The organism is Paenibacillus sp. ACRSA, from assembly GCF_022346845.1.
Lineage (GTDB): Bacteria > Bacillota > Bacilli > Paenibacillales > Paenibacillaceae > Paenibacillus.
This window is the reverse complement of sequence record NZ_JAKRNP010000020.1, coordinates 1-24,857: the sequence shown is the minus strand read 5'-3', so window position 1 is coordinate 24,857 and position 24,857 is coordinate 1. Positions and strand designations below refer to the sequence as shown.

Below are 24,857 nucleotides of genomic sequence, written 5' to 3'. Positions count from 1 at the left end.
TGAAAGAAAGCTTTCAGGCGAGCGCTACCGCTTCTTCACGTTATTTCTATCCTCTACGTCTTCGTGTAAACGGTTTTTCCCAACCTCTAACGGTTTTAGTATTTTAAATTAGATATTCAATCAAAATGGTTTTATCCGCTTGTTGTAGCGGGATGCTCAGTCGATCACCGTTCTTCAGTTCAACGCCTGAGCTTGCATCAACCGCACGACCGGATTTCTCCAGCGTGCCTCCTGCCGTGTTGCGTATCATAATCCGGTCACCATTGCCGGGTGTGAAGATATATTTTTCGGTTTCCTTGAGTTCAGGGTCTAGTTGCAGCAATTGATGTAGATGGAACTTGCCCCGGAACGATGCTAGCTTTTTGTATTGGGGATAGGACTTGTCTCCTGTGTTCTCATCACGAATCTCGACGACCATCTGACCAACAAAGCCGCGATTTTTACGTTTCAGCCAGCCCATCAGGAACCAACCGCCAACCGCCACTACGATTAGAGCGATGACACCTAATATCACGGGTAACCATGGGAACGGCTTGTCCTGTTCACCGGCCGATGTCGTCGGTTGTGTTCCGCTTCCGGCTGCCCCACCCGCATTAACCTTGACTGGAGCGCTCTCGCGGTAAAAGCTATCTTCCTCTGCCCGAATGACCAATTCATAATTGTGATTGTCTGGAACAGTGAACGTACCCGCGAATCCATCTCCTGTATTCTCAATCGGCTGCTCTTCACTTTTACCTGTATCCACATCCTTGATCACCAGCGTTGCCTTCATGTCAGCATACAGGTCTTGATCCTGTAATGGTTGACCGCCATTCTCCAGCTTCGCGGATAGATCGATCTTGTCGCCTTTTTTATAGGACTTGGTCTTAATTGGATCCACGACGAGTTGCAGATCGTAGTTAAAGAGCAGATTGATATCGATGCTGTCCTTCGGAGCCCCTTTGACTCGTAACTTCCAATCTCCCTCTTCTGGTTTAAGCAGCTTCACCAAAGAGTAGCTCTTCGAAGTGGATAGTTTGGCTGCATCGGAGTTCAGATCGACAGCATTGCCAGCTGGATCGGTCAATTGAATCTCGACTGGCTTCGATGACATGATCGAGATGTTAGCTTCTAACACACTATCATTCGGCACGTTCACGGTAACTTCCTGATAACTGCCGTTTCCCGTGATGGAAGGCAGCTTCACGACATTTAATTTGGCATGATCGGCGAAAATCTCGCTTAGAATCTGTGGCAGATCATCCGGCGTATCGGTGATAAAGGATTTGCCGCCTGTCTGCTGAGCTAGATCAGCAAGTGCATCCTTGTTCAGTTTGCCATCCGCATTCAGACCAATCGTATATACAGGAATGCCTTGTGATTGTGCTTCCTTCACGGCTATGTCCAGATCCGCATCGGACTGTGCCTGTGTACGACCTTTTGTTTTGTTAAAATCGTTGTTACCATCCGCCAGCAGTACGATCATCGGGGAATGAGACGGATCAGCACCATGGTTCAGGATGTTCACAGCCTCGGCGACACCTACGGAAATGTCGGTGTATGGCCCTCTGCCCAGCTGATCAATAAAGTCCTTCAGGTTGCTTTTGTCCGCATCGGACTGAATCTCTAGCATCGCTTTCTCCCGCTCCACCTGATCGGTGTATGCGACAATCCCTACCTTGTCCCCTTGGACAGGTAACATATCAATAAACATTTTCATGGCTTCATTGCTAATCTTGTCACGATCACTTGTGTTCATCGAATTACTTACATCGGCCACAAGTACCGCATCAATTCCGCTTGATTGTGTCTGAGCCGCTACCGCCTGAGGCAGTAACGTCGAAGGCAGCAGTAGCGTTAGTAATACCAGTAGAACCAAGGTTCCACTAAGCCAGCGTATTTTGCGTGTGCGCAGCATGAGGTGTACTCCTTCACGTTTGAGATTAAAATGGGAATAGTTTATTATAGGCGTCAAGCCTTAAGGAAATCTTAACAGTCTACTAATAAATTCTGAAAAGCACCCCTATCTTGAGTTACAATTCTGTAATGACTGGCAAAAATCGACGATTTCAGCCTTTTTGTTGGAACGAATATTCCAACTATGGAAATATGATATAGTTATTGCCATCAAACCGCAATATAACAACGTAGCGTGCGATCACCTTGATTTGTACGCACAATAACGCTATCTAGAGAGGATCGAATTATGGTTACATACGTATGTCTCGCCATATTGTTTCTTTTTGTCCTAATTAGAGCGGTTCAATTCTATCTTCATAACCGGAAGCCTGTGACCCGAGAAGATTCAGATCGCACGCTATATACTATTCTGAACGGTGAGCGTGATTAGAGCATGAGCACAAAACAAGTGGTTTCAATCCGACCCTTTAACCGGACGACATATGCCTTTGAAAAGTTGCGAGTCTGCAAGCGATGCGGACAATATACCTGCTTATGGGAAGATGAATGCACATCCTGTGGCCGTAGCACACTGGTTCTTGTTCAGGAACGTGCTGGCTCAAGGGTTAAGCGCCGGATCGCTCGTGATTTCCTATTTACGATTATTCTTGGGTCTGCTGCTACCTATTTCGGTGAGACGACCGATCAAACGATGCTCGCTGCAACCGTGACTCTACTGCTCATGGGATGGCTCATCTATATTTATAAGCGCGCCTTCCCTGTTCAACAACTCCGCCAGATGAAGCGATTGTTGTACGAGGAACGGGAAAACATCCGTCAGGGTATCAATCGCAACTGGGCATTAGTCGCCGAAGCTCGCCAGGAGGATGAAGCTCTCGCATATGAGATGCTACGTGAGATTGGCTCACTCGTATACAATGATCGAATTCGTCTCCAGCAAGTAGCTTTACTTCAATCCTTCGTACTTCGTAGTGACATGGATTTACAGTTGAAACCACTACTGCTACGCAATTTCGAACGGCTGCTCGCTGAATATATCGGTGAGATTGCTCGGCTCAAGCCAGATCTGATCCGTGAAGATGCTATTCGTTACATCGCTACGTATGAAGTGAATATTTTGCAGCTACACAATGGCATTCAGATCTTAACTGCCGTGGCAGCCGCAGCTGTACGCAAAAGCAAATATATTGAGTTATTCCCTAGTCTTATTACCCGCTACGCGCGCTTTATGCCCAAAGATCGCTTCATGCGCTTGTATCACACCATAGAACGGTACCCCAACAAAGCGCGAGGTGGACTGGCAGAATCAGTAGGTCGAGTATATGACGAGAAATATCGAGATCATTATGCAGATGGGCATGTATAGAAATGAGATATGGACGATGTCATGTAATTTAGTACAAATTGACTCCCTGCATATAGACGAATAAAAGTATACCCACCCCTGCACTTACATCAGCAACAGGTGTGGGATACTTTTAATCAGATACGAGGTGATGAAAAAACACCACGATTCTACAGACAGTCCAAGAGGAATTTAGTTAGCATTGTTCAGCGAGTAGTATATATGCAGATTAAGAGGGACAGCTTTTTGCGGAGGTTAAAAAGGCCAATAACGTGAAGGTAGGCAGATCCTGACTTTTATAGACCATAGAAAGATCAGGCTTTAGAGGCGAAACAACCCGTTATATTATCATTGTTAGCTCCTCATTTTCGTATCGGCAGCGGCAATTCAACGTTTAGGCTCTATTATCATGATGTGAGTTTCCTTTTCAGCAGAAGGCTTCTGTTCAGACCCTCCTGGGACAACAAAGAGCTCGCCTTTAGCAATTTTCACCTGTCCATCACGAAAATCAATCAACATCTCCCCTTCAAGAACGATAAACACCTTATCATCACCTTCATGATTATGCCACTCAAAATCGCCCTTAATTTTAACAAGCTTTAAATCATAGTCATTCAATTCACCAATAACTTTTGGAGACCAGAAATCGCTCATTTTAGAAAACTCGTTTTTTAGTTGAATGGATTGGTATTGCATCTTCATTCCTCCTTGTATTATGAACCGTTACAAACGCAATAGAATTATTGTAAGGAATTGATCATATTTCGTAGCGCATATTCGGTAGCTAATGGGCCGCCAGTAATAGCGGAAGTGTCCATTAAATAGACATTGTCTTTCTTTACAGCATTAAGGCTATTCCATACTTGGCTTTGTTCCAAATTATTCATTAGCGCTTCTTTTTTTGTAATATCACCAATCAGGAAAATATGGTCTGCTTCAATCGTCGAGATTCCTTCAAACGAAGCGAATTCATTATTATTCCCTTTAAATGTCTGATCTGGTGTAAGACCTAACCCCTTTTCTGGGTCAGACGCCAGTGTATAGACAGGGTTGCCTTCACCTAGAACATTGAATGTTTTTCCATCCCAAGATACGATAAGCGCTACGGTTTCTCCTGCAATCGACTTCAATGTTTCGCGCCCAGTTGTAATTTCATTCATCATTTCATCTATTACTTTTTCCGCTTTGTCCTCTCTTCCGATGATCTCGGCTACAGTACGAAGTCCATATTGCCAATCTTCATAGATGGCCTTGGTTTGTAGCGTAATGACGGGTGCAATTTTTTCTAGTGCTTCGTATTGTTCCTCATGGTTTTCTGTGGCAATAATTAAATCGGGGTTCATAGCAATTATTTTCTCAATACTCGGAGACATTTTATCGCCTAATTCTTCAGTAGTATCCAGCTTTCCTTTTAAATAAGCCAGAGAAGAAAGATACTCTTTATCCGTAGAAGAAGTAGGCGGCTCTTCCAATGCAACTAATATCTCAGGATAAAAATACCAGAGTGCAGCTATGTTTTTTGGCTTTGCCTCAATAACAATCTCTTTGCCTAATCCATCCTTAAATGTTCTTGGCCAATCCGCTGCATTTATTTGAACTTCTGACGTAGATCCTACTTTGGCTACTGACCCTTTATTCTCAGCAGGTTTTTCATTACAACCTGTCAAAATACCTGCTAATACTATGATTAAGATCGGTAGCACGGTAACTTTCGACATATATTTATTCCTCCAATATATCTTTTGTTGACTCCTCCCTTAGTGTAGTACTTTCATTTTCAAATATGGATGGATGCCTGTTGAAATGAGTATGGATTATTGATGAACTTTCCGCGATACTGCGTGGGGGAAATGCCAACTCGCTTCTTAAACACCCTGCTAAAATAAAAGGGATCTGTAATTCCAACAGCTTGTGCAATTAGTTGTACAGGCACATCGCTTGTAACTAGCATTTTTTGCGCGATCTTTATTCGATAGTTCAGCACATATTCTGCTGGCCCCACACCTGCATGCCTTCTGAAAACATAAGAAAGCCGGTTTCTATTTATATTATTTTGTTCTGTTAGTGAAGCTACTGTTATACTTTGATCATAATGTTCATGAATATAACTGGATATCCGTTCAAATATAGGAAGTGATTTGTTACTATTCTGCCTGTTAGCTACACATAATAGAGTTTCATTCAGCAATTCTCGAAACAAAAGCTCTGCCTGAAATAAAGAGAGACCCCCTTGCTGATTATACGCATGCCACAGTCGCATCAATATTTCGACAAGCCGTGGAGACTGCCCTGTCAACAACTCAAAATGCTGCTGAGAAAAGCCAGCATCGTCAAAGTTATTCATTTGATATAAAACAAGGATATATTCCCAATTGGATTTACCAAACACTGTATGTGCAAGTTTCATTTTTGCACCACCATGCACAACTTTCCCTGGTGAGAAAATATAGGGTGTCCCATCAAATTGAAATTGTGTCTTTCCTCTAAGTGGAAATACGAATCCGGGAAACGAATCTGTATATTCTGCGTGGGGTACACCTGGATTTTTAGCATAACGAAATATGTCCTGAATTCGAAAAGGATTAGCCGCAAGAAACTCAGCCATTTGATTAACGTCTATTTGCACAAAGCATTCCTCCCTTCGATCAATCTCTTAATTCTATATGGTAATTCAAATGATTTTGATTATCAATATCATTTAAAGGGTACTATCCGAGCTTAAACAGTCTTCTGTGTCTCCTAACAAAAGCAAACGCGAAAAAGGAGTTCATCCCTGTATTGAGTTTTGACACGTGTATTTTCTTCGTGATGATCATGTATAAATCTATACAAAGGCACCCCACGATTCCTTAGAATGCGGGGTGCCTCTGATATATTATTGGGCTGTATTATAACTGGTTATGACTTAGGGATATGGATTCGTCCTGTCTACGACCGTCTCTTCCTGCTCTGAGCGGATAGATGAGAATGTATGGAATCCAAACTAACACAGCACATAATATTGCACTGCCGGATAAGGAAAGGTGCATCTGTCCAATCACTGTTGTCTCATCGCTTCCTCCCAGCAGGATGCTGATGCCTAGGAAGTTCAGAAGTGTGCCGCCTGCATAAAACAACATATGCTTCCACAGCAATCTTTTCACTAAAGTATAGAACAGTGCACAACCTAACATGATGATAATGGACGGCATAAGCCATTGTTCCGATTCAATACTTCCGGATTCTGCAGCTCTCCCCATGAAATATGCAACGCCCCATTGCAGTACAAATACCAGCCAGCCTAGACCTACATTACGCATTGATGAGTCTCGTCGCTCTTGCTCGTCTTCAGCACGCATTAGTGCAAGTAATTCTTTCTCTTCTTCCTCCGTTAATTCTTCATACTCATCGGCTTCCATCCGTTCTTCCACTCGCTCCAGAAACATATCGTACTGATGACTTAATTGGTCTGTGTGCGAAAATGCTTCTTGATCCCGATCCATACGGAGTTTCCTCAACAGCTCTGCTTCAGGTACATAACCAACGGTATGGATCGTTGTAAACTTCAATTTGCCCGTTGGTGCAAGACGTTCTATCCACGCTTCAGCATCCTGCTCTTCATAAAATGGCACACTGTGAACTCGATCTTTCATGTTTTGCTGATATACCAAGTGTATGACAGGCATGGTTTGCAGACCCGAAGGTGCTTTATGCACATAAGTATTAAGGCGATCTATCATATGTTTGCCGTAATACACCGTTTGAATCTGAGACCAATCCAACTGGTTCTCCTCGTTCATTTTAGTATGTGGATTCCACTGGCTGTATCTAATTTGGTTATTATGCATCTGAGTCTGACTAAAGTGATTCTCCACCCACGTCTCCTGTTGTAATTGATGATAAGAACGATAGGCTAACACGCCGCCAAAAGGAATTGCACCAAGAAAGAACCACGTTAAAATGGATAGATCAACGAAAAGGAGAATAACAGGCGCAATCACGAGCAGAGCTCCGATAATCATATATGCATACAACGTGACATAACGGAATTTACGATACGAAGGTGACATGGATCGTTGCTTCTCGACGAGATCGTGCGAATGGGTATACATACTCATATGAAGTCCTCCTTTTAAAAAGGCGTAAATATAAGCTTTAATTCTATATGTTTTATTTCACGACAATTCATGTAATGTCACTTGTCTTGGGTAGTGGAAGAGGATTGATCCTCATTCTTATACAGCAATCCTTTGCGTGCCGTTAGCCGATATTGATAAGCGATTAAAGGCAAAGCGACAAATAGAACACCTAAGAAACTCACAACACCCATAGTATCCAACATACGCGCGCCGGCACTCATATCATCTGAAGAATAGAATGAGACGCTGATAATAACCAGATTAACCGCAGTGAATATGCAATAGATCAACACATGCTTCCAGACAAAGATCGTTGTCAAAAATCCGAATAGGACGCCGCCAACAACATAAACCACGATAGGAATAAGGGAAGAAACCGGATTAAGATTTCCTTGTTCTGCTTGCTCCTTGAGCAGTATGGCTATTCCCCATTGGAGTGCAAATACAAGCCAAGCCCAACCTACATTGCGAAAGGCTTTGACGTTCTTACGGGCAGCCTTCTTCTGTTTCCTCTCTCTTTTCGCTGACTGAACACTCTCAATCTGATCCAGAATCAATTTCATCTGGCGCTCATGGTAAGCCTCATATTGGAGTAGAACATTTCCCGTCCATGATGCCTCTTCCAGATATGGGTCTTCCTCTAGTCCTCCTCTAAACTCTTCTGTACCAAGCTTCGCGTTAGAGTACATCGTGAACGTTAGTGGAACTTCCTGTGAGGACAGCTCATCTAACCATGTCTTAGCTTCAGCCCCTTCATAAAACCGGACGGTACATATCTTATTCTGCATACCCTGACGGTAGATGATATGTATTTCCGGCAGAAACTGATAGAGCATCACATGCTCTCCAAAATTCTCCTTCTGGTAGAAATGAGCATTTTTCATCGTATAACGACTCATATACACCTGCTGAATAGCCGAACGGTCAAACGCATCCTCCTCCGACTCCTGAGTTTCTGGGTTCCACTGTATATATCGCACCTGGTAGTCATCCATTTCCACACGATCCAGATGACAATTTTTCCATGCATACCGACGCAACGCTCGCCATAATACATAGAAAAGCCATAACCCCAACGGCAGCAGAATAAGTGTCAACCAAAGCCACTCTTCCGTAAATATGGTGACCAGATAGATCGGGCCTACAATCATGGCTAATGCAATAAGCATGCCTAATCCACTCATGATCTGTGTAAATATCCAGTAAAAAGGTTGCATCCTTCGCTGCTCCTGAATCAAACCATATGTACTCATGTATAGCCTCCTAGCCTCAAACGTTTCATTATACATAACCACGACGGGCAAAATCCCACTTCTTGTATACCCGCCTTCTCCACATTTGCAACAATCCATCTCTACCCTCGTAAGTGTAGTTCATCTTATAAATAATCCATAACTATCCAATACGTACCAGAATCTAATGCGTTTCTCCTACGGAAAAAAGGGCCACGGCAAAATTACTGCCGTGACCCTCGTTCGAGAACTCGGTACCGTTGTACTTGCGTTCTCTCAGATATGTTCCATGTCTTACATCCAGCATGGTTATACTACCGCTGGCATAATCGATCTTAACGTCCACGACGTGAATCGCGACGTTCACCCTTCGCTGCGCCGCGCCCAGCGTTGCGCGGGTCGGCGTTGCGCCCACCCCAGCCGCTGCTGCTGCGCCCATCGGCGCTACGGCCACCACTACGGCTGCTGCTGCGCTCATCGCCGCTGCGACCTGCGCCGCGTCCGCCTTGACCAGCACCGCGACTGCTGTCGCTGCTGCGCGCGGAACCACGTCCGGCGCTACGCTCGTCGCCACTGCGTCCGCCACTACGTCCACCGCTGCGTCCACCTTCGCTGCCGCGGGAACCACGACCACCACGACCGCCATCTCTGCGGTCGCTACGACCTGCGCCGCGGCGAGCACTACCTGTGCCCGCAGAACGTCCGCCTGAACGCTCGTCATCACCTTGACTGTGGATCGTACGACGGGTTTCTCCAGTAGAAGCTACTGGCCCTTCACTCGTCCACTGAATACGGTTCAGCTTCTGATTCGTACCCTCTTCAATACGCGCAAGCTCCGGTCTGTCGTGCTGTGTTGCAAATGTAATAGCAAGACCTGTTCCACCCGCACGACCTGTACGGCCGATTCGGTGAATATAGCTTTCCGCATCATGTGGCATGTCATAGTTGAATACATGCGTTACGCCTTCAACATCCAATCCGCGTGCCGCCACATCAGTAGCAACGAGGATTTGCAGTTTGGCTTCACGGAATTTCTTCATCACATTCTCACGCTTCGACTGGGACAGGTCCCCATGAAGCTCATCACTTTCATACCCTGCTTCACGCAGATCTTCGTTCAGCTTGGATGCGCGGCGCTTGGTGCGGCAGAAAATAATCGCCAAATATGGACGATACGTATCAATCATGCCGCGAAGCGCATCAAACTTGCCACGATCTGTACATTCCAGCACCTGCTGGCGAATCTGGTGGACTGGGATGACCGCCTTAGAGGATACTTTCACATCCTCAGGGTCCTTCATGTAGTTCTTAGCCAGCATCCGAATGCCCTTCGGCATCGTTGCTGAGAACAGCATTGTCTGACGTTTGTGTGGCATTTCACGAATAATCGTCTCCACATCATCCAAGAAGCCCATGTGCAACATTTGGTCTGCTTCGTCCAGCACCAATTTTTTTACGTTATCCAGCTTCAATGTGCCACGGCGCAAGTGATCGAGCAGACGTCCCGGTGTACCAATTACGATCTGAGTACCATTCTGCAATTTGCGCAGCTGCTTCTCTACATCTTGTCCACCATATACAGCAAGCACATGCAGCTTATCATCATTAGCTGTAAGCTTCTTCGCTTCTTCTGTAATCTGCAACGCGAGTTCACGCGTAGGCGCAATAATTAACGCTTGCGGTGAGCGGTCAGATACGTTGATTTTCTGAATGATCGGCAGCAAAAAAGCCAGCGTTTTCCCTGTGCCTGTCTGTGCCTCAGCAATAATATCGCGTCCTCCAAGCAGTACCGGAATCGAACGTTCCTGTACCGGAGTCGCCACGGCGATTCCCTGATGCTTCAGGATTTCGCACCATTCTGGACGAATGCCCAGTTGTTCAAAGTTTGCCAATCGTTACACCTCTGTATATTCATTTAGATAAGTCCATTTCATAATAACTTGCGTAATAAATTGAACCAGTTAACTTTACAATGACCACTCCAATGACTTAACAACCATCTAATCAGTGTAAAATGTCTATTTTCAACCTACATAGTTTCCCTTATATCCATCATGATTATGAAATGAATTTTTGAAAAGCAATCCACTCGTTGCTCTTCTTCTCCATACACTGTAGTTTACACGTTAGTCAAGCAAAACAAAAGGGGATACCACTTTCCCCGCTAACTTGTATCACAAATCCCCGAGATTTGTAGCAGGCCGCTTTCAACTAAGCTATCCCGAATTTCTAACGAACCTAACGCACTCTATTCCAGCGTATTTAGCGAGTTGTCATTTCTAACGAACTCCAGCCGCCCTATTACACGAAATATCCGCACAAACAGAGGACATATTGGCGATAATGCCAGATTAACGTGCGTGTGATTCGTTAGAAAAACAAAAGCATGCACTACCCCCATATACGACGTTAAAACTAGAACAGCGGCGCCCTCTCCCGAGTTAAATCCTCTGAGAGAAGTCACCGCTGTAAGGAAGCTCTTCTTATTTTTCTAATCAGTTCATACTAGGTCGTGTCTGAAAACTCGCTGAAGTGCATCTTTTACCACCTTTTCGCCCCTTGCTGCGTCACTTTACCTTGACGTGCCCCGGCACGCCTGCAGAAAATTTCCTGGCCTGGAACGAAAATTCGGCAAAATCTGCGTCCTTCGGAGTTTTCAGACACTCCTAGCTTACTCGGCAAATCAATTATTTAAGCGATATAAACCATTTCGTTCTACCGCTATAAATCACTTGATTCCACCGCCATAAAAACCACTTCGTTCCGCTACAAACTATATCATCCTGTCGTGGTTTAAACGTAGTTTAAATCCGTTTATGATCCATGTCCGTCCGATGTGGCAAATCCACTTCGCTCTAACAAACGCGAGCTTTCTTCATTCAGACCGCGCAGGTGCACGGTTTTGCCAAGCTTCGCATATTTGAACTTCACCTTGCCAATCGCAACAACGGCCGTATTATCCCAGATATGTGATCCGCCAAAATCAATCGTAATTTCGTCCGGATCAGCCTCGGCGTTGAACTTATCAACAAAATGAGAGGATGAACCGAAGAAAAATGGTCCAACCACACGATAAATCTTCTGCCCTTGCTCTTGGCTTGTCTGCACACGAATTTTGGTCTGTTTCCAGCCGAAGTGCAGCACACTGAGTACAACCCCAACCATAACCCCGATCGACAGATCGTGGGTATAGACTACAATCGCTACGGTAACCACCATGACAATCGCTTCTGCCCGAGGTACACGAGCAATATTTTTAACTGAACTCCAGTCAAAAGTTCCGATGCAGACCATAAACATGACACCTACGAGCGCACCCATTGGTATCTGTTTGACTACCCCACTGAAAAGCAATAACAAAATTGCCAGAAAGGCTCCTGCCGTGAAGGTGGATAAACGTCCTCGTCCGCCCGACTTCACATTAATGACCGATTGCCCGATCATCGCACAACCGCCCATACCACCAAAGAATCCATTCACAAAGTTCGCAATGCCTTGACCACGCACCTCGCGATTTTTGCTGCTCTTCGTCTCCGTCATCTCATCAACAATGGTTGCGGTCAGAAGTGATTCTAGCAAACCTACCAGTGCCATAGTGAAGGAATAAGGCAACAGAATCATCAGTGTATCCCATGTCCAAGCGATATTAGGCAAATGGAACATCGGAAGTGTGCTTGTCAGATTACCCATATTTTCTACCGTTTTCACATCTAAGTGAAAAACCATCGTAATAATCGTCATGACAATGATCGCGATGAGCGGAGCCGGTACCGCTTTGAAAAACCTTGGCAAAATATAAACAATCGCCAGCGTGCCCGCAACCATCGCATACATCATCCAATTCGCGCCTGTAAAATGCGTGAGCTGTGCCATAAAGATAAGAATCGCCAGTGCATTCACGAATCCGGTCAAAACCGAATGCGGCACAAAGGTTATAAATCGTCCCACTTTGAAAATACCTAAAATAAACTGAATGACCCCTGTCAGTATGGTTGCTGCAAACAGATACTCCAAACCATGATCTTTCACGAGACCAACCATGAGTACCGCCATAGCACCCGTTGCAGCCGAGATCATACCCGGTCTGCCTCCTGCAATCGAAATCACGATGGCAATCGTAATGGAAGCGTACAATCCGACCATTGGATCGACACCTGCAATGATGGAGAAGGCAATCGCTTCGGGGATAAGTGCGAGCGCAACCGTAATACCTGCCAGCACATCTCCACGAATGTTGCCAAACCATTGTTGTTTTAACGTATTCATATGTTTCTTGCTGATCCTCCCGCTCTATAACTCCAAATTTAAAATAAGTACCCGATCATCGAGAGAACGATTCATCACTGATTTACGAAGGCAACCAGCACAAAATAGCGGAATACATGATCCGCAAATGATCATCTGCACCTGTGGTATGACTTCATAACCATCCGAGACTACTGCACAGCAAAAAATAATGCAGGTCTACACCGGCATCCGTTCCAGTGTGAATCCACCTAAATTCCATCGTTTCATTCCGGGCTTTGCAATACTGATGAGTCATCATGATAAAGGACTGATACGTGAACCTCACGATACTCTTGGTTTTCCCCTCTCAGAAAAACCGGATCCGTTATGTACTGACCTATTATTATAGACAAGGTGCCATATATGTACGAATACGTTTAAGTGGAGATAATATCGAATTATCTATTAATATCTTCCTTTTTCTATAAATTACTCCTATATGCTCTAATTAGTCAAAAAATATAACTTGCTCTTTATGCTGTCATGGTTTAGATTCATAAAAAATACCTATTATAGTTAATTACACGTAACGATTGACATATTATAGAATAAACCGCTCTATCATGCCTTGTTCCATTTTATATCTTTCAATTTGGAGGACTATGATTCATGAAGAAAAGGGTAACGATCATCTTAGTTTTGACCATCGCAATGACGACATTCATCACATTCATTGTAGGTGTAACCTCAGATAGGTCATATTCCGGCAACTCACAAGACAGCATACTTCCAACAGAAACAACGTACTCGGTGATCCATACGTCCGCGGATGGAGGAGATGAGACCCACCCATCCACTAAAAGTGCCCATTGGGAACATAAAGCCATTGGTGGTGCTTCATTTCCTAATGCTTTTAACATAAGTGCAGGTCATGGCCATCTTAAACTCATCATGAAAAATAACAGTATCCATCCGGTCAAAGTCACCCTGACACATCTGGGGAACACGGATAAAATCTATTTTGAGAAAATAATCGCTGCACACGATACTCTCATCTGGGCTAATTTTGAAGAGGGGTATCCACAAGGAATGCGTGGCGGAAATTACATCCTGCAATGGATCGGTGGCGAACACGTCGTGAATGGCGAGGTTTCGGGTAAACTTGCATCCAACATTCATGATTTCTAATTGCGTTAATATAGACGGAAAAATCATCCAATAAATAAGCATTAATAGGCTTTTTAAAGGTTTAGAAAACTATATGTAATAGTTCTAGTTCCTAAAAGTCTAAATGGTTACCAACATTTTTGTATACTTCTGATATCAAACTAAACGAGGCTGTCTTCAAGTCACCTATGTGACTTTGAGACAGCCTCGTAATATTTACTCTCCAATAAATCACGGTTCTAGCTATATTTTTGAACTAAACATTTACACAAAAACGTAGAGTGCAGAACCAATCTGAAGAAGCGGAGCGTTCGCCTTTAGACGAAGATTTTTCCCTTTCTAAAAGGGAATAAAGAAAATCTGAGGATAACAGCGATCGGAAGATGGTACTGCAATCGGAGGGGCTAGAGTGTAAATATCCTTTGTTTCGTTCAATTACCGTCTAGAACCGCCCTGATTTAAATATCGAATAGAGCAGAAACGCCACCATCAGAATAGCCACGAGAAATCCAATCTCAATCACCGGAATGTCCCATAGCATCGTTGCCTGATGACTGATCGATGAACCGATAATAAGTCCAACCATAATGATACAAAAGGCAAGTAGTACGATACTGAATGATAGACGGTTACTGATCTGATCCAACCTTCGTAGCAGCGTCTCCAGTTCAGGCACACTGACTTCCAATCGCAGCTTTCCTTTGCTGATTATAGAAGATAACTGCCGTAGCTGTCCTGGCAATCCAATCACACTCTCTGCCATATCGGCCGCACTGCGGAACAGTTTATTTTTGATCCTACCGGGGCTGAATCGTTCCTTAATCAGTTTACGTCCAAAGGGCTCGGCCATATCAACAATACTCAAGGAGGGGTCGAGATGCTCAATTACACCTTCCATCGTCAGTAGCGACTTCCCTAACAGCAGTATATCCGCAGGCATCACCACGCGGTGCCGCTGAGCCACACCAAACAGGTCATTGAGTGCCTCACCTACACTGATCTTAGAGAATGGAATATCGTAATATTTTGTTCTGAGCTTGTCCAGATCAACGTGCAGTCCCCGAAGATCCATATCGTCAGGCATCATGCCCAGCTTTTCAATGGAACGAACCATACTGTCCGTATCTTTACGCATCAGTCCAATAATAAGTGAGGCTAGTTGTTGCTTCATCTCGTCACTCAGCGTTCCTACCATACCAAAGTCAATGAAGGCTAATCTACCATCTTTGAGTACCATCAGGTTACCTGGATGTGGGTCGGCATGGAAGAAGCCGTGAATGAAAATCTGATTCAATAACGAATCTACCAGCCGCTGTGCAATATCGTTCAGGTCATGTCCTTTTTTAACTAATTGTTCACGGTCATTCAGCTTGATTCCTTCGATATACTCCATCGTCAGCACACGGGAAGACGTCTGATCCCAGTAAATCGTCGGAATCTTCACCTTATTGTCCGGTTGATATTGCTGGGCGATCTTCTCGGTATTTCTCGCCTCGATGGTATAATCTAGCTCGGCCATAAGAGCCTGTGCATACTCCTCAACCATCTGCGGAATCTGATACTGCTTGATCCAATCCCAGCGCTTCTCTGCCATCGCGGTCAACTCGCGTAAAATATCCAAATCTCGCTGCACAATTCGTGAGATGCCAGGTCGCTGAATTTTGATTGCAACCGCCTCACCGCTCTGAAGTTTACCCAAATGCACCTGACCAATGCTGGCCGCAGCTACAGGGGTATCCTCGAACCGGGAGAAGATCTCTTCCAGCGGTATATCCAATTCCTGTTCCAAAATACCCCTAGCCGTCTCCGAAGAAAATGGCGGAACCTGATCCTGCAGTTTCACCAGTTCACGAATGACCGACTCAGGCAATAAATCTGCCCGTGTGCTCGCTAATTGCCCCAGCTTAACGAAAGCCGGCCCCAGCTCCTGCAGCACTAGCCGTATACGCTCACTCAGTGTTTTGGTCGTGTGGGCTTCACGCGACATCCATCGGCGGGGTAAGGCGAGAATTTGGAACAATCCCAACTCCTCGACCATATAACCGAAGCCATGACGCACCAGCGCCATGGCAATTTCCCGGTATCTGCCGACATGTTTAATTCGTACAGCCATCTACTCGATCTCGTTTCCTTTGAGAGGAGGAACTTCAAGTGGAGCAGGGGAGCTATCCGTTTGAAGCTGTGGTGACTGATTCAGTTCTGCAAGTTTCTTCTCAAGGAGCGCTACACGTTGCTCGAGACTTGTTACTTCATCTTTTGAAGGTACGCCCACTTCCTGCAGCACACGTTTAACCTGTTCGTGAATCACTCTCTTCAACTGACCTTGCTCCTCGTCACCTCGTTCCATCAGACGTTCAACCAGAGCTTTGGATTCACCCGGCGCGAGTTCACCACGTTTTACTAGATCATCCACTGTTTTTTCAATCTTTTCCTTGCTTACGACGGTAAGACCTAGCCCTAATGAAATCGCCTTTTTGAACAAATCGCTCATTCCTGTCATCCCCCTCTTTCATTGATGCATATATTATACCCCTATTAGAGGTCGTTCAAAAAGTCCGTACACACAAGTAACACAAACATACAACGCTAAGTTACACGTAACGTGCAGCCCATTTGCCTGCTTGGAAGATCAACTTCCGATACGTCTCGTGGGCAAACGTTGGCACATGATGTCCTGGCATCAAGTACACAATCCGTCCCAAACCATATCTATGTGCCCAAGCCGCTGGCTTCGGCCCTTCTTCCGACTGGTACTCAAGCAATACTTTTGTTTCGGAGAAAGAACCAAACTCAAACTGGTAAGGCTCTTCTTCCAACGTAAATCCGGTAATTCCTTCTGTCACAGGATGTGATTCCGCCGTGACCGTGAATTCCAGCGGAGCATACGGTGGATGCTGCAAAAATTTGGCACCAATCATCTGCTTGAGTTCGTATCGGTTTTGGAGCGAGATTCCGTTATGCAAAATGAGCAAACCTCCGCCATTGCTTACATAGGACAGTAATCCTGCTGTTTGCTGTGGAGAGACTTTTCCCTTCCAATCGTCCATATATGAAATACACACATCAAACCCTGTGATATTTTCTTGTAATAACATATTGCGGTTCTCACTGCATTGCACAGTCATAATATCATGAAAAATCCGGCTGATCTCAGCATCCACACCCTGAAGCGGGTGCCAATCGGGATGTGTATAATCGCCGAGTAATAATGCCTTTTTACGATGATCCATTACATGTAATCCCCTTTCTATTTCCCTATTATAAAGTGACCAAAAAAGCATGTCCCCCTTGAAATCCAAATGAGCAGATTAATCTTCTGCAAAACCCTCATGACGGTAAGGCAGGTATACCTAATCTACGATATGCTATGCCTATAGTTCAGATTCGCGGACATGTTCACCACTACTTCTTAGTATAGCCGCATTATTCATAAGCATATCCCGAAATTCTGTTACCCTTGAGGAGAATTTGTCCAAATGTGTACCACAGATGTATCCGTCATGTGTATCGGTCATTACTGACCAGTCCAGCATCCACAGATGCTCTGGGCAGTATTTAAGTCATTCCACATATGCAGGCAAAAACCTTTAATTCTGATGATTAGCAGCCAACTTCACGACCAAAGTCTCAGATAATTGACCGAGGATAGAGTCACTCTACTTCCTTCTGCTTACTTTGTCGATACATGCGACAGCGCTCTACCCATCTGTGAGCAGCTGCAGGATTAGAAGCCAGATGCACATGGGTGTACCCAGCTAGAATATGCCCTGAATTGTATCCCTCTGGCTTCAACCCTCGCATACCTTTCGTTTCATAGGCATATGGAATCGTATCTGAATCGTGATAGGTCATCGTAGAATAATGGAATTCATGACCTCGCAGTATATCTCCCTTTTCCAGCAAAAATGAATCCTGAACAGCACTTGCCTCACGATATCCAAGGGCTGCGCGCTTGGTTTGCATCTGCACATGTGCAGGAACAATACCCGCCATGTTGAACGTTACCCCTTGGCGATCCGTTAACGTTTCGGCAAGCACCATATAACCTCCGCACTCGGCAAACAAAGGCATATGCTGACGTGCAGCCTGACGTAACCCTCCTAGAAACAACTTGTTCGTGGCAATAGCTTCAGCAAATTCCTCTGGAAATCCACCGCCCAGATAGATGCTGTCTGCATCCGCTGGAATACCTTCACCTGCAATTGGACTGAAATAAGTAAGCTTCGCGCCAGCTTCCTCAAGCAGCTCCAAGTTATCCGGATAATAGAAGTTAAATGCCGCATCCCGTGCAATTGCGATGACAGGACGTGCTTGATGATCTTGATCGTCTTGGTCCTTCTGGTGTTCTTGGTGTTCGTAGTTCTTGAATTTCAGTGGAGGCGCTGCACCAGCAATCTTCAGAAGTAAGTCCAGATCCGTACCCTCACTCAGTACATCGGCAGCCCGCTGGAATAATGGGTCAAGTTCACCTCGTTCAATGGCGGGAACCAAACCAAGATGACGCTCGGGAATTGACATATCATCCTCTCGTTTCAACCAACCTACCACAGGGATGTCGCACATTTGCTCAATCGCCTTCTTTACAATCTGGTAGTGCCCTGCACTCCCGCAGCGGTTAACGATGACACCTGCTATATTCAGCTCAGGCTCCAACTGTTGAAACCCAAGTACAATCGCCGCAGCACTTCGTGCCATACTACGAACATCTACAACCAGGATCACAGGTGTCTGCGTGACCATCGCAATCTCGGCAGTTGAGCCGGTATTGCTGAGGGGGTCTTTCCCATCGTACAGTCCCATGACTCCTTCAATGATTGAAATATCCTGCCCCTCTGCTGCTTGCACAAATGTATGACGTACATACTCCGGTGAGGTCATCCACGCGTCCAGATTGCGAGAAGCTCTTCCTGTCACTGCCGTGTGATAGGTTGGATCAATATAGTCTGGGCCACATTTGAAGCCCTGTACACGTAATCCACGACCAGCAAGAGCTTTCATTAAACCTAGCGTTACCGTTGTTTTACCCGCGCCACTTCCTGTCCCCGCAATAATTAACCGAGGTCTGACATGTGTGGCATGTTGTTTATCGCTTGTTATCATATGAATTCCCTACCTCATCTGCATATTTCGTGTACAAAGACCGATATAACAAAACCGCACCGAATACCGATGCGGTTATCTATATAACGTTAGTTCAAGGTTTAAACGGAATGCGTGCGATAGAAATCGTCAGATTACCGCTTTTCTTCTTCTCCAGCAACCAATGGTCTGCCCCAGAGGAGAGCAGTGCCGCTGGCTCACTGACGCCATAGGCTCCCGTATATTTGAATACCGTCTCCGACGGATTAGGTAGGGGGACCGTGTTCAGTTCAGCAGGGGAATAGGTAACCAGCTTCCAGCCGTACTTTTGGCAAAGCGCGAGCAAACCTTCCTCATCCTTTTTCAGATCAATGGTGGCTATGTTACGCACACTCTTCACGGAAAGAGACTGTTCTGCAAGCGTCGCAAGAACCTCCTGCTCCAATTCCTCCAAGGATGTCCCCCGGTTACAGCCCATGCCTAGGACTAGACTTTTGGGACGGTACAACACACCGTTGCTCATGAATCGCTGCTGTTCCTCATCGGTGAGCAGTCGATCACTAATCACGAGTGCCGCATTGAATGCAAATGACTCTGTTTCAGCCATGCTATGAAAGGTACGAATATGATCCGGGACAGGTTTATCGTATTTCCACCAATTCCGCTCACCTGTCTCCTGAATCAGCGCAACTGGCTCCTCATTCACAACCGCTGCACTCACGGGCGTAGCCTTATCGAAGCTATCCACAATCCAACCAAGCTCACGACCGAACAGATCCACAGGGATCGTCCCCTGCACATCTGAAGCCGTCGTAATTACAGGGCGTGCCCCAAGCACCTCTGCCACCTGGCGGGTCAACTCATTGGCACCGCCTAAATGACCGGACAACACGCTGATGACATGTTCTCCGCGATCATCAATGACCAGAACAGCCGGATCCACCTTTTTGTCCACTAATAGCGGCGCAATCATGCGTACTACAGCACCCAGAGATATGAATAAAATAATGCCATTATACCGTTTGAACAAGTCCGGCAGAATCAGTTTCACTGACCCCTCGAACATGTTGTAGCCAAGCTGCTGCTCATCTCCACGGGCAAACTTCGTCATATAATAAACATCCGTCCCCGGGAATTGTCCAGCCATGTTGCGCACCATCTCAACCCCATGCTTGGTGATGGCTACCGCTGCATATGAATTACTCACCGGACTTCACTCCTTTACGGTACCCATGGGTGAAGGATTTGTCATACAGCTTGGAGCGATGCGCATCCCGATTCACAAGGTCTGGGTCAAGCGCCCAGCCAGCGAGAATCATCGCATGCATTGTAATGCCTGCGGCGCGCAGGTCAGCGGCAAGATTGGCCAACGTTGTACGCACAATTTTCTGATCAGGCCACGTGGCACGTTGCACCACCGCAACCGGTGTATCCTCACTCCAGCCCGCAGCGAGGAATTCAACCACGACTTTCTTCGCAAGTGTCGCACTCAGGAACAGCGCAACGGTACAGTGATGTGATGCGAGGTCACGCAGCTTCTCCCGTTCTGGTACAGGCGTACGTCCTTCCGCGCGGGTCAGAATAACGGTCTGAGTCAGCTCAGGCACAGTCAGTTCTGCCCCCAATGCCGCTGCCGAAGCAAAGACCGAGCTAACGCCAGGAATAATCTCATAGTCCACACCTTGCTGCTTGAGCAATACCATCTGCTCTAAAATTGCCCCGTACATCGCCGGGTCTCCTGTATGTACACGAGCTACGCTACGCCCATTGCGTGTTGCCTCCGTCATCAGCTCAACTTGACGCTCCAGATCCATGCCTGAGCTTTGCAACACTTCGGCTTCCGGCTTCGCTGTAGCAATAAGTTCATCATTCACAAGCGAATCGGTATAGAGCACCAGATCAGCACTTCGCAAAATATTCGAGCCTTTGACAGTAATCAGCTCCGGGTCTCCTGGACCTGCACCTACGATATATACTTTGGGTTCCAATGTCTTCATTTGCTCACCACCATCAGGCTCAGATATTCCAGCTCCTGCCCTTTCAGTTTACGGGCATCGTGCCAGATCAGTTCATATGGGGAAGTGACTTTAGTAACAACTGAGGCTTTGCCTCCAAGACCCATCTCCTCCAACAGTTCAAGCATAAGATCAAGCACCTTCGCCACTTTGATAAATACAATCGTATCGTGATGCTCAATGGCTTGTCGCATGGCCTCTTTATCCGCTGTTGCTGGGATGATACCCACCTGCTCGTCACCATCTGCCAGATGGATATCCAGTGCTGCCGCTGCCCCAAGTACGGATGAAATACCCGGAATAGAAGAAATCGGTACTTCAGGATGCAACTCGCGCATCAGACGTGCCAGGTGAATAAATGTACTGTATAGATTCGGATCTCCTTCGGTTACAAAAGCAACGTCTTTCCCTTCCTTCAGCGCACCCCAACATGCCTCAACGGTTTTTCCCCACTCACGTTCTAGTACAACAGGGTCTTTCGTCATCGGGAAGATCAGACCGAGCATTTCCTTCTCTTCTGGATTCACGTACAACTCCACGATCTCATGGGCGTAGGATTTACCACCCTTGCGTTTCTTCGGATAAGCGACCACAGGACATTCCCTGATCATGCGGTATGCTTTGACGGTAATCAGCTCCGGGTCACCTGGCCCCACACCCACACCATATAGTGTGCCTACTGCTCCCATGCTCATGTTGTTATCCCCCTTGTTCTGTCCTTCAACGATCATTCTGCCGCTCCTGCTGCTGTTCCCGCCGTTGTTGTATCTGTGACCTCTGTAACAACACACTTTCCTGTAATCACATAAATCGGGTTCAGTCCGTCAAAACGAGTCATGTTCAAAATCGGCTTACTGCGCGCCGTCTGAAGCAACGTCACTGATGCGTCCATTCCTGCTTCGCGCATCGCCTTCATGCTGTCATGCAGCGTCTCAATCGTCGCTGCATTCACCACAATTCGCCCCTCTGGGCGCAGCCGTGACGCACATAGGGCGATCAGCTGCGCTAGTTCTCCGCCGCTGCCGCCGATGAACACCGCATCCGGATTCGGTAGTTCGTCCAGCCCTGCTGGTGCTTTGGCATGGAGGACGGTAAAGTCCGTCCGGAATTTCACTCGATTGGCCTCGATGTTGACGAGGTCACCTTCATTTTTTTCGATGGCGAAGACCTGCCCCTTCGGCGCTAGCCGTGTACACTCCACAGCTACTGAACCTGAGCCTGCGCCGATATCCCAGACAACGCTATCCTCTGCAAGTTGCAGCTCCGATAAGCTGAATACACGCACTTCGCGCTTCGTGATTAGGCCCTTCTCCGGCTTGCGCTGGTGGAACTCTTCATCCGCGAAGCCAAATCCTTTGCGTGATGCTGATGCATCCTTGCGGCGCAGCAATATAACCACATTTAGTGGGCTACATTCGGCTGCCGCCAGCTCGTCCAATATATAATGACGGGCACGTTCATCTGCTGCGCCCAGATTCTCAGCCACGTAGGCGTCATATTCGGTCATGCCGAATTGTTGCAGATAGGCCGCAATGGCCGCCGGGCTGTTCTGCTCGTCGGTGAGCAGCGCAACTTTGGCTTTGCCATCGATGCGCTGTGCGAGTCCCTTGAGTGGACGTCCGTGCACACTTTCGAGCACGGCGTCCTGCCAGCTCTCGCCGAGCTGGGCAAATGCGAGCTGCAGCGAGCTCAGATGAGGTCGGATCTGCAATTGATCCGAACCCAGCTTACGCGCCAGATACCCGGCAATGCCGTAGAACAGCGGGTCTCCTGAAGCCAGCACAACGACATGGTGTGTGGCTTGAAACGCTTTTATTTTCACAACGAGATCACTTAAACCGCTCTTAATCGCAAGCTTCTCGCCTTCAAAATCAGGGAAATATTGCAGTAAACGTTCACCACCAACGAGTACGTTAGCTGCTTGGATGATGTTCAGACACTCGGCTGTCAGCCCCGCTGCACCGTCTTCGCCTATACCAATAATGTGGATTTTATGATCCTTTGCTCCAGTTGTTGTCGTCAAGTTCACTGATTTCCGCCCTCCCAAGTTCCATTCCTTTCATCGTTACCAAGACCACTTCCACCGTCATGCCACCGCCTGCATGCTCCAGACAGTGCCGACAGGCATATGTACATAACCGCTCAAAATAGGGCAAATACCCTGCTTCGGTCATCATATCCGCTACCTGAGTCGCCGTGTTGGCTTCCTCGATCGCTTGCGCCAGCTCATCTCCGGCTCCCGTCTCCCGAGCGACGGACGCAAGAAATCCAAAATCCACCGGCGCACTCTTGGAATGCACCATCATGACACCTTGTGCCACCTTGGCAAACTTACCTGGCATGCCGACCAGACTGATGCGCTTCATCCCTAGCCGCTTGCCATGCTTGATCGCAAACCCAACAAAATCGCCCATCTGAATAAAGGCTTCCTCTGGCAACTCGGGCATCATCTTCATCGCGTATTTCTCACTGCTGCCCCCAGTGGTCAATACGATATGCTCACAACCGGAAGCCTGGGCTACCGAGATCGCCTGCACGACGCTGGCTTTGTACGCCGATGTGGAGAAGGGCACTACAACGCCCCGTGTACCTAAGATCGAGATGCCTCCGAGAATGCCAAGGCGAGAATTCAGCGTTTTCTTCGCGATCTCTTCGCCTTCTGGTACGCTGATAACCACTCGTACCCCTCTCGCTGTGCCGTGTTCGGCGAGGACTTGTGTTACCGCTTCGGTGATCATTCGGCGCGGAACAGGGTTAATCGCTGCTTCGCCCACCGGAACAGGCAAACCCGGCTTCGTCACGCGCCCAACGCCGATCCCGCCGTCAAGCTCCATCCCAGGCTCATCCCGCCAAGTTACGTGGGCAATGATCTTGGCAAGATGTGTTGCGTCTGGGTCATCGCCGGCATCCTTGATCGTGGCACAGGTTGCCACCCCATCCTCTAACCCTTGCTCGATCAGTTCGAACGAGTGGTCAAAGCCCGCAGGAAGGGATACGACAGCTTGCTCAGGCACCGTACCGGTTAGTAGTAACTGCGTTGCCCCTTTGGCAACAGCTGTGGCACACGCGCCCGTGGTGAAGCCGGAACGCATCGGTTTGTCAGGGTCTGGCGCTTCACCGCTTTTCATGCGTTTCTTCTCCATGGTCTCTGACCTCCCGTCCTTTCTTATCATTTAAATTATCGGATGTACTTGAGGTAACTACGTTTGCCGCAGAGGGCGGAGGACTCCGGGGTGGCCGCTCCGGGAACGGATCGTTCTTTCGATCGCCGTTGTCCCCAGATTTCTTTGATTCCCCTTATGCTAAGGGAGAAATCCGGGTACAAATGCGACCGCTCCGCTTCTACAGAATCGATTCCGTTCCCTCCGCTACCTCCTGCGTCTCTGGCACACTTCGTTAGTACAGTACATTCCTCCAGCCCTGATTTAAATGACTAAACCTGGGCTGGAGGGCGTTTGGGGTAACTATTCATTCACCGCTACTAGTAGATCGCGGTGAATGGAGTTACTAGTCCACAGACCTCGCAGCCATTTTGACCTTGGCACGTAGAGACATTACAACCATGGATTAAATGGCTGACCTCGGCTGGAGGGCGTTTTAGGTAACTATTCATTCACCGCCACTAGAAGTTCGCGGTAAATGGAGTTACTAGTTCACAGACCTCGCAGCCATTTTGACCTTGGCACGTAGAGACATTACAGCCATGGATTAAATGGCTGACCTTGGCTGGAATGCATTTGGGTAACTATTCATTCACCGCTACTAGTAGATCGCG

At 46.9% G+C, this 24,857-nt stretch carries 19 protein-coding genes; 2 read left to right on the top strand and 17 right to left on the bottom strand.

Annotated features, from left to right (window positions below):
* Nucleotides 1-103: 103 nt before the first annotated feature.
* Nucleotides 104-1,897, bottom strand: a complete 1,794-nt coding sequence (locus tag MH215_RS27385; RefSeq protein ID WP_239294099.1) for a vWA domain-containing protein — start codon at nucleotides 1,895-1,897, stop codon at nucleotides 104-106.
* A gap of 435 nt (nucleotides 1,898-2,332) precedes the next feature.
* Between MH215_RS27385 and MH215_RS27380 the strand changes: the two genes are divergently transcribed.
* Nucleotides 2,333-3,265, top strand: a complete 933-nt coding sequence (locus MH215_RS27380; protein ID WP_239294098.1) for a hypothetical protein — start codon at nucleotides 2,333-2,335, stop codon at nucleotides 3,263-3,265.
* A 366-nt stretch (nucleotides 3,266-3,631) separates the two neighbouring features.
* On the opposite strand, the gene MH215_RS27375 is transcribed toward MH215_RS27380, so the two are convergent.
* The 7 genes from MH215_RS27375 to MH215_RS27345 all read right to left on the bottom strand — a co-directional run bounded on the left by MH215_RS27375 (nucleotide 3,632) and on the right by MH215_RS27345 (nucleotide 12,860).
* Nucleotides 3,632-3,940 carry a cupin domain-containing protein gene (locus MH215_RS27375; protein WP_239294097.1) on the bottom strand — a complete coding sequence of 103 codons (309 nt, stop codon included), beginning with the start codon at nucleotides 3,938-3,940 and terminating at the stop codon, nucleotides 3,632-3,634.
* 44 nt (nucleotides 3,941-3,984) lie between these two features.
* On the bottom strand, nucleotides 3,985-4,962 hold the full coding sequence (locus tag MH215_RS27370) for an iron-siderophore ABC transporter substrate-binding protein (RefSeq protein ID WP_239294096.1): 978 nt from the start codon (nucleotides 4,960-4,962) through the stop codon (nucleotides 3,985-3,987).
* A gap of 59 nt (nucleotides 4,963-5,021) precedes the next feature.
* Nucleotides 5,022-5,870: an AraC family transcriptional regulator gene (locus MH215_RS27365; protein ID WP_239294095.1), complete on the bottom strand. Its 849-nt coding sequence runs from the start codon at nucleotides 5,868-5,870 to the stop codon at nucleotides 5,022-5,024.
* Nucleotides 5,871-6,132: 262 nt separating this feature from the next.
* Nucleotides 6,133-7,341, bottom strand: a complete 1,209-nt coding sequence (locus MH215_RS27360) for a hypothetical protein (protein ID WP_239294094.1) — start codon at nucleotides 7,339-7,341, stop codon at nucleotides 6,133-6,135.
* A 77-nt stretch (nucleotides 7,342-7,418) separates the two neighbouring features.
* Nucleotides 7,419-8,615, bottom strand: coding sequence for a hypothetical protein (locus MH215_RS27355; protein ID WP_239294093.1), 1,197 nt, complete (start codon nucleotides 8,613-8,615; stop codon nucleotides 7,419-7,421).
* Between the two features lie 314 nt (nucleotides 8,616-8,929).
* Entirely contained in the window at nucleotides 8,930-10,486 is a 1,557-nt protein-coding gene (locus tag MH215_RS27350) for a DEAD/DEAH box helicase (RefSeq protein WP_239294092.1), read from the bottom strand.
* A 922-nt stretch (nucleotides 10,487-11,408) separates the two neighbouring features.
* Nucleotides 11,409-12,860 (bottom strand): SulP family inorganic anion transporter, encoded by a 1,452-nt coding sequence (locus MH215_RS27345; RefSeq protein ID WP_239294091.1) that lies wholly within the window; start codon nucleotides 12,858-12,860, stop codon nucleotides 11,409-11,411.
* A 630-nt stretch (nucleotides 12,861-13,490) separates the two neighbouring features.
* Here MH215_RS27345 and MH215_RS27340 point away from each other — a divergent pair.
* A complete protein-coding gene (locus MH215_RS27340) occupies nucleotides 13,491-14,009 on the top strand; it encodes a pilus assembly protein (RefSeq protein WP_239294090.1) in 519 nt (172 codons plus the stop codon).
* Between the two features lie 421 nt (nucleotides 14,010-14,430).
* Here MH215_RS27340 and MH215_RS27335 read toward each other — a convergent pair whose 3' ends face one another.
* The 9 genes from MH215_RS27335 to MH215_RS27295 form a co-directional block, all read right to left on the bottom strand.
* The gene (locus MH215_RS27335; protein ID WP_056702004.1) at nucleotides 14,431-16,101 is read right to left on the bottom strand and encodes an ABC1 kinase family protein; all 1,671 of its coding nucleotides are present in this window, start codon (nucleotides 16,099-16,101) and stop codon (nucleotides 14,431-14,433) included.
* The gene (locus MH215_RS27330; RefSeq protein WP_239294089.1) at nucleotides 16,102-16,479 is read right to left on the bottom strand and encodes a phasin family protein; all 378 of its coding nucleotides are present in this window, start codon (nucleotides 16,477-16,479) and stop codon (nucleotides 16,102-16,104) included.
* A gap of 100 nt (nucleotides 16,480-16,579) precedes the next feature.
* On the bottom strand, nucleotides 16,580-17,218 hold the full coding sequence (locus MH215_RS27325; RefSeq protein WP_239294088.1) for a ThuA domain-containing protein: 639 nt from the start codon (nucleotides 17,216-17,218) through the stop codon (nucleotides 16,580-16,582).
* Between the two features lie 421 nt (nucleotides 17,219-17,639).
* Nucleotides 17,640-19,088, bottom strand: coding sequence for a cobyrinic acid a,c-diamide synthase CobB (locus tag MH215_RS27320; RefSeq protein ID WP_239294087.1), 1,449 nt, complete (start codon nucleotides 19,086-19,088; stop codon nucleotides 17,640-17,642).
* Between the two features lie 94 nt (nucleotides 19,089-19,182).
* Nucleotides 19,183-20,274, bottom strand: a complete 1,092-nt coding sequence (locus tag MH215_RS27315; RefSeq protein WP_239294086.1) for a cobalt-precorrin 5A hydrolase — start codon at nucleotides 20,272-20,274, stop codon at nucleotides 19,183-19,185.
* Nucleotides 20,267-21,064, bottom strand: a complete 798-nt coding sequence (gene cobM / locus MH215_RS27310; protein ID WP_056701998.1) for a precorrin-4 C(11)-methyltransferase — start codon at nucleotides 21,062-21,064, stop codon at nucleotides 20,267-20,269. Before cobM ends, MH215_RS27315 begins: the two co-directional genes overlap by 8 nt.
* The gene (gene cobI, locus MH215_RS27305; RefSeq protein WP_239294085.1) at nucleotides 21,061-21,777 is read right to left on the bottom strand and encodes a precorrin-2 C(20)-methyltransferase; all 717 of its coding nucleotides are present in this window, start codon (nucleotides 21,775-21,777) and stop codon (nucleotides 21,061-21,063) included. The genes cobM and cobI overlap by 4 nt, the downstream gene beginning before the upstream one ends.
* A gap of 32 nt (nucleotides 21,778-21,809) precedes the next feature.
* Nucleotides 21,810-23,111 carry a precorrin-6y C5,15-methyltransferase (decarboxylating) subunit CbiE gene (gene cbiE, locus MH215_RS27300; RefSeq protein ID WP_239294084.1) on the bottom strand — a complete coding sequence of 434 codons (1,302 nt, stop codon included), beginning with the start codon at nucleotides 23,109-23,111 and terminating at the stop codon, nucleotides 21,810-21,812.
* Nucleotides 23,074-24,225, bottom strand: a complete 1,152-nt coding sequence (locus MH215_RS27295) for a cobalt-precorrin-5B (C(1))-methyltransferase (protein WP_239294122.1) — start codon at nucleotides 24,223-24,225, stop codon at nucleotides 23,074-23,076. The genes cbiE and MH215_RS27295 overlap by 38 nt, the downstream gene beginning before the upstream one ends.
* Nucleotides 24,226-24,857 lie beyond the last annotated feature (632 nt).